The 6,321-nt window shown below is 72.2% G+C and carries 5 protein-coding genes and 1 pseudogene; 3 read left to right on the forward strand and 3 right to left on the reverse strand.

The features are described 5' to 3' along the window. Positions 1–77: 77 nt before the first annotated feature. The 3 genes from HLH21_RS13360 to HLH21_RS13370 form a co-directional block, all read right to left on the reverse strand. On the reverse strand, positions 78–1,334 hold the full coding sequence (locus HLH21_RS13360; protein WP_182944246.1) for a D-amino acid dehydrogenase: 1,257 nt from the start codon (positions 1,332–1,334) through the stop codon (positions 78–80). After that, the gene (gene alr, locus HLH21_RS13365) at positions 1,331–2,515 is read right to left on the reverse strand and encodes an alanine racemase (RefSeq protein ID WP_182944247.1); all 1,185 of its coding nucleotides are present in this window, start codon (positions 2,513–2,515) and stop codon (positions 1,331–1,333) included. The genes HLH21_RS13360 and alr overlap by 4 nt, the downstream gene beginning before the upstream one ends. Before the next feature lie 110 nt (positions 2,516–2,625). Next, entirely contained in the window at positions 2,626–3,651 is a 1,026-nt protein-coding gene (locus HLH21_RS13370) for an NAD(P)/FAD-dependent oxidoreductase (protein WP_182944248.1), read from the reverse strand. Between the two features lie 116 nt (positions 3,652–3,767). On the opposite strand from HLH21_RS13370, the gene tsaE reads away from it, so the two are divergent. The 3 genes and pseudogenes from tsaE to HLH21_RS13385 form a co-directional block, all read left to right on the forward strand. After that, entirely contained in the window at positions 3,768–4,253 is a 486-nt protein-coding gene (gene tsaE / locus HLH21_RS13375) for a tRNA (adenosine(37)-N6)-threonylcarbamoyltransferase complex ATPase subunit type 1 TsaE (RefSeq protein WP_182944249.1), read from the forward strand. Beyond that, the gene (locus HLH21_RS13380; protein WP_182944250.1) at positions 4,250–5,020 is read left to right on the forward strand and encodes a nucleotidyltransferase family protein; all 771 of its coding nucleotides are present in this window, start codon (positions 4,250–4,252) and stop codon (positions 5,018–5,020) included. The genes tsaE and HLH21_RS13380 overlap by 4 nt, the downstream gene beginning before the upstream one ends. After that, positions 5,017–6,321, forward strand: a pseudogene (locus HLH21_RS13385) (double-strand break repair protein AddB); the annotation flags it as partial. The gene HLH21_RS13380 and the pseudogene HLH21_RS13385, both read left to right, overlap by 4 nt.

The raw sequence follows: 6,321 nt of genomic DNA on the forward strand, positions 1-6,321 counted from the left end.
GCCGGCCAGGATTTCGGTCCCGGCCGGTACGAAAAAGGGCGGAGACGGGGTAACCCGCCTCCGCCCTTTTTTTGTGCCTACGACGCGTACCGGTCGATCGACAGGTCCAGATGCGGGATGTTGGGTCGCCGGCCGGCGATCAGGTCGGCCAGCAGCCGGCCCGAGCCGCAGGCCATGGTCCAGCCCAGGGTCCCGTGCCCGGTATTGAGCCACAGGTTGCCGAAGCGGCCGGACGGGCCGACGATCGGCGTGCCGTCGGGTGTGTTCGGCCGCAGGCCGGTCCAGTAGGTGGCGCGCGACAGGTCGCCGCCGCCGAACAGTTCCGAGAAGGAAAGTTCCAGCGTCTGGCGCCGGTCGGGGCTGAGCCGCAGGTCGTAGCCGGTCAGTTCGGCGGTGCCGCCGATGCGGATCCGCTCGCCCAGCCGCGTGATCGCCACCTTGTAGGTCTCGTCATTCACCGTCGAGACCGGGGCGCGGCTTTCATCGGTCAGCGGCACGGTCAGGGAATAGCCCTTCACCGGATAGACTGGCATGCGGATGCCCAGCGGCCGCAGCAGCAGCGGCGAATAGCTGCCCAGCGCCAGCACGTAGGCGTCGCCGGTGATCCGCCCGGCCGTGGTCCGCACGCCCAGGATCTCGGTCGCGCCGGGTTCCAGGGCCTCGATGGATGTCTCGTAGCGGAAGGTGACGCCCAGTTCCTCGGCCTTCTGCGCCAGGCGCTGGGTGAACATGTGGGCGTCGCCCGATTCGTCGCCGGGCAGGAACAGCCCGCCCTTCAGCAGATGCCGCGCCTGCGCCAGGCCGGGTTCGCGCGCAATGATGCGTTCGACATCCAGCAAGTCGTGCGGCACGCCGCTTTCGGCCAGCAGGCGCATGTCGTCCTGGGCGTGCGCGACCTGTTCGTCGGTGCGGAACAGCTGGATCAGCCCGCGCTGGCGGTCGTTGTAGGTGATGCCGGTTTCGTCGCGCAGCGCGGTCAGGCAGTCGCGGCTGTATTCCGCGATCCGCAGCATCCGGGTCTTGTTGATGTCGTAGGCATGTTCGTTGCAGTTCAGCAGAAGCTGGGTCATCCAGCGGAACATCGCGAAATCGACGCGCGGGCGGATGACCAGCGGGCTGTGCTTCTTCAGCATCCAGCCCAGCGCCTTGCGGGGCAGGCCGGGCATCGCCCAGGGCGTGGAATAGCCTGGCGAGACCTGTCCGGCATTGGCGAACGAGGTTTCCATCGCCGCCGCCGGCTGGCGGTCGATCACCTCGACCTCATGACCCAGTTTCGCCAGATACCAGGCCGAGGTCACGCCGATGACGCCCGCCCCCAGAACGATGACCTTCACGCGCTTGATCCTTTCTGCATGTCGTCGATGACCGCATCGTCGGTGACATGGGCGCGGTGGTAGCGCGCGCCCAGGCCGGTCAGGAGTTCGTAGCCGATGGTCCCGGCGGCGGCGGCGACGGTATCCAGCGGATTGTGCGGGCCGATCAGGTCCAGCGCGGTCCCGGCGTCCAGCGGGCCGTCCCCCAGGTCGGTCACGTCCACCGCCAGGCAATCCATGGAAATCCGCCCGATGACCGGCAGCTTCACCTCCGGGCGGCCGGGCAGGATGGCGATGCCGCGCCCGCCCAGCACGCGGGGGAATCCGTCGCCATAGCCCACGGCCAGGGTCGCGACATGGCTGGGCCGGTCGGCGATGAAGGCCGCGCCGTAGCCCACCGCCGTGCCGGGGCCGATCCATCGCGTCTGCACGACGCGGGCCTGGAGGCGCACCACCGGGCGCATCGGGTTGGGGTGGCCCGGCGTCGGGTTGATGCCGTACAGCGCCGCCCCCGGACGGACCATGTCGAACCGCCAGTCCGGCCCCAGGAACAGGCCCGACGACGCGGCCAGGCTGGCCGGGGCGCGGGGCAGGCGCGCGCGCAGCCGCAGGAAGGCCGTGCGCTGGGCCAGGTTGGCGGGGTGCGCGGGGTCGTCGGCGCAGGCCAGGTGGCTCATGACCAGCAGGGGGACGATGCCGGCCAGGGGGGCGGCCCGCGCCATCAGCATGTCCACATCGCCGTCCGACAGGCCGAAGCGCGACATGCCGCTATCGACCTGCAAAGCGGCGGGCAGGGGGGTGTCCAGCCGGCGCGCCAGCTCCTGCCACCGGGCGATCTGATCCATGCTGTTCAGGACCGGCGCCAGCCCCAGCCCGTGCAGGTCGGCCTCGGTCCCCGGCATGGCGCCGTTCAGGACGAAGATGGTGCTGTCGGCCCCGAGCAGCGGACGGATGGCGGCCCCTTCGGCCAGATGCGCGACGAAGAAGACGCGGCAGCCGGCGGCGGCCAGCACCGGGACGATCCGGTCGGCGCCCAGCCCGTAGGCATCGGCCTTGACCGCCGCGGCGCAGGTCGTGCCCGGCCCGACCCGATCGTGCAGCAGCCGGTAATTCGCGGCGACGGCGCCCAGGTCGATGGTCAGCAGGCCACCGGCCCACGCGGCGGGCGGATCGGGGCGGTACTGTCGCGCACTGGGATGCATCGCGGCCTCCGAAAGGGAGAGGGCGCCATGCTATAACAGGAGCGCGAGGCGACGCCACCCCGCAGGGACGATCCGGATACAGAACGAGCCCGCATGCCGGGTTGGAGTCCTTACGCCCGGTCGGGCACGCCCTTGCTGGTGGAATATTCGAAATGCAGCGCGGTGTCGGGCCGCACGATCGGGTGGATCGCATGGGCGGCCATCGCGCCCTCGCTGAAGCCTTGCAGGATCAGCTTCAGCTTGCCGGGATAGGTCGCCACGTCGCCCACGGCGAACACGCCCGGCAGGCTGGTTTCGCAGGTCGAGGGCACGACGGGGATGGTGCTGCGTACGGAATCCATCCCCCATTGCGCGATGGGGCCGAGGTCGGTCGACAGGCCGAAGAACGGCAGCAGGCGGTTGCCCGGCAGGATGCGGGTGTCGCCGTCCAGGGTCGCGACTTCCACCCCCTCCAGCGCGCCGTCGGCGCCGTGCAGGCCGTGCAACTGGTAGGGAACGACCTTTTCGATCAGGCCGGCGGCCACGGCCTCGTCCAGTTGGCGCAGGCTTTCGGGGGCGGCGCGGAAGCGGTCGCGGCGGTGTACCAGCCAGATCTTCTCGGCGATGTCCTTCAGCGACAGCGCCCAGTCGATGGCGGAATCGCCGCCGCCGGCGATCACGATGCGCGCGCCGGCGAAATCGGCGCGGCGGCGCACGTAATACTGGACCGCGCCCGTGGCCTCGAACCCGTCCAGCCCGGCCAGCGGCGGGCGGTTGGGGCCGAATGCCCCGGCCCCGGCGGCGACGATGACGGCGCGGGCGCGGATGGTGTCGCCGCGATCGGTGCCCAGCACGAAATCGCCCCGGTGGCCGGTCAGGCGCTCCACCCGCCGGCCCAGCAGGCGCGGCACGTCGAAGGGGGCGATCTGCCGGTCCAGCGCCTCGACCAGGGCCGCGCCCTCGATCGCCGGATGGGCGGGAATATCGTAGATCGGCTTTTCGGGATACAGGGCGGCGCACTGGCCCCCGACCTCGTCCAGGGCGTCCAGCAGCACGCAGTTCAGCTTCAGCATGCCGCATTCGAACGCCGCGAACAGGCCGGCGGGGCCGGCGCCGATGATGGCGACATCGGTCGAAAGGGAGGGGGCGTCCGTCATGGTCGAAATCCGTATTCCTGGGCGGGTCGATACTGGGCAAGGGTTGTGCGGCCTGCGCGGGCCGAGCGCAAGCGTGGCCCTTGTGCGGGCGGTGGCCCCGCGCGCAGAATGGCCGCATGGAATCGCTTGTCGTCATGTTGCCCGACCAGGGGGCGACCGAGGATCTGGCGCGCGCCGTCGCCGGGGCGTCCGTGGCCGGGGACGCCATCCTGCTGTCGGGGGTGCTGGGCGCGGGCAAGACCGTGTTTTCCCGCGCCTTCCTGCGCGCCGCCTGCGATGATGCGGACATGGAGGTGCCCAGCCCGTCCTATACGCTGGTGCAGGCCTACGACGCGCCGTCCGGCACCATTTCGCATTTCGACCTCTGGCGCCTTGACGGCCCCGACGCGCTGCACGAACTGGGCTGGGACGATGCCTGCGAGGGGATCGTGCTGGTGGAATGGCCCGATCGGCTGGCGGAACTGACCCCTCCGGACGCCCTGCGGATCGAGATGCGGGTCATGGACGATGGCGGGCGGCAGGCGGTGCTGGAAGGCTGGGACGGCCGTCCCGTGATGGCGGCGCTGGCGGCGGACCGAGGCGAAAGGAGTCAAGGCGGATGAGCGTGCCCGTACCCGACCGCGCCATGGTCTTCGCCGCCGGGGTGGGTGGCCGGATGCGTCCGCTGACCGAGAATACGGCCAAGCCGCTGCTGCTGGTCGATGGGCGCAGCATTTTAGACCATGTGCTGGACCGGCTGGACAACGCGGGCGTGCGCGACGTCGTGGTCAATGCGTTCTGGCAGGCCGACCGCGTGGCGGCGGTGCTGGACGCCCGCGCGGCCGCCGGGTCCGGTCCGCGCGCCGCGATCCGGCGCGAGGACGCGTTGCTGGAAACCGGGGGCAGCGCCGCCGCCGCGCTGCGCGACGGGGATCTGGGCCCCGATCCGTTTTTCCTGCTGAACGGCGATTCGCTGTGGTTGAACGGCCCGGTTCCTGCCTTGCGGCGGCTGGCGGCGGCCTTCGATCCGGCACGGATGGACGCGCTGCTGCTGCTGGCGGGGGTGACCCGCGCGGTGGGCGAGGTCGGGCGTGGGGATTTCACGCTGGACTCCGCCGGCATCCTGCGCCGGCCGGCCGAAGGGGCGTTGACGCCCTATGTGTTCGCGGGCGTGCAGATCGCAACGCCGGCCCTGTTCGCGGATGCGCCGGCGGGGGGCTTCAACATGAACGCGCTGTGGGACCGGGCGATCGGGCGGGGGCGGCTGGCCGGCATCGTGCATGACGGGCTGTGGTGCCACCTGTCCCGCCCGCAGGACCTGGAGGCCGCGTCGCACGCCCTGCGCGCCGCGCGCGACCCGGACGCGGCGAACGGGGATGCGATCGTATGACCCGTGCGGTCACGATCCCGCCTCATGTCCCGTTTCTGGATCAGGTCGCGGCCCGCTGGATGGCCGAGGTGGGGGACGACCCGCAGCGCACCGGGCTGGGGCTGATCCTGCTGCCGAGCCGTCGGGCCGCCCGTGCGTTGACCGAGGCTTTCCTGCGCCGCAGCGACGGGCGCGCCCTGCTGCTGCCGCGCATCGCCGCGATCGGCGCGCTGGATGAGGCCGGGCTGGCGCTGTCGGGGCTGGAGGCCCTGGATCTGCCGCCGCCGGTCGAGCCGCTGCGCCGCCTGACCACCCTGACGTGGCTGATCCTGCAAGTGGGCCATGCGTTCGGCGACGTGCGGACGGTGGACCAGGCCTGGCCGCTGGCCGAGGCGCTGGCCGCGCTGATGGACGAAGCCGAGTGGGCGGAATGCGACCTGGCCGAGCGCCTGCCGGCGGCGGCCGAGGGCGATTTCGCCGAACATTGGCAACGGACGCTGGAATTCCTGTCCATCGTCACCGACGTCTGGCCGGCCTGGCTGGCGGAACAGGGGGTGATGAACCCGGTCGCGCGCCAGGTGGCGCTGCTGCACGGGCAGGCGCGGCGGTGGCGCGCCGACCCCCTGCCGGCGGACGAACGGGTGTGGGCCGTGGGCTTCGCCGACGCCATGCCCTCCACCGCTGCGATGCTCGGCGCGGTGCTGGACATGCCGGCGGGGCGGCTGGTGCTGCCCTGGGTCGATCTGTCGCTGGACGACGCGGTGTGGTCGGCCCTGCCGGACGGACATCCGCAGGCCGGTACGGCGCGGTTGCTGGCCGATCTGGGGCAGGATCGTGCGGCCCTGGGGGTATGGGACGACTCGCCGGGCGGCGGCGCGCCGGAGTGTCCGGCGGGGCGGGGGGGCATGCTGGGCCGCGCGCTGCTGCCGGCGGCGGCATTGGGCGCGTGGCTGCACGACCCGGCGCCCGTGGACCTGATCGGCCTGTCGATCCTGCGCGCCGCCGACCAGCAGGAGGAAGCGGCGGCCATCGCGCTGGTGCTGCGTCAGGCGATCGCCGTGCCCGGCCGGCGCGCGGCGCTGGTGACGCCGGACCGCGGGCTGGCCGGGCGCGTGGCGGTCGAACTGGCGCGCTGGGGCGTGGTGGCCGACGACAGCGCGGGCGAACCGCTGGGCGCGACCCCGCAGGCGGCGTTCCTGCGCCTGGTCGTGCGGGCGGTCACCGCCGGCCTGTCGCCGGTGGCGCTGCTGTCGCTGCTGAAGCACCCGCAGGGGGCGTGCGGCCTGTCGCCGGGGGCCTGCCGCGCCTCGGCCCGGCTGCTG

It is taken from the genome of Gluconacetobacter johannae (genome assembly GCF_014174305.1).
Lineage (GTDB): Bacteria > Pseudomonadota > Alphaproteobacteria > Acetobacterales > Acetobacteraceae > Gluconacetobacter > Gluconacetobacter johannae.

Bases quoted from the DNA above. Each gene is read 5' to 3' on its own strand.
- HLH21_RS13380 (WP_182944250.1), top strand. From the start codon at position 4,250: ATGAGCGTGCCCGTACCCGACCGCGCCATGGTCTTCGCCGCCGGGGTG.
- HLH21_RS13370 (WP_182944248.1), bottom strand. From the start codon at position 3,651: ATGACGGACGCCCCCTCCCTTTCGACCGATGTCGCCATCATCGGCGCC.
- alr (WP_182944247.1), bottom strand. From the start codon at position 2,515: ATGCATCCCAGTGCGCGACAGTACCGCCCCGATCCGCCCGCCGCGTGG.
- tsaE (WP_182944249.1), top strand. From the start codon at position 3,768: ATGGAATCGCTTGTCGTCATGTTGCCCGACCAGGGGGCGACCGAGGAT.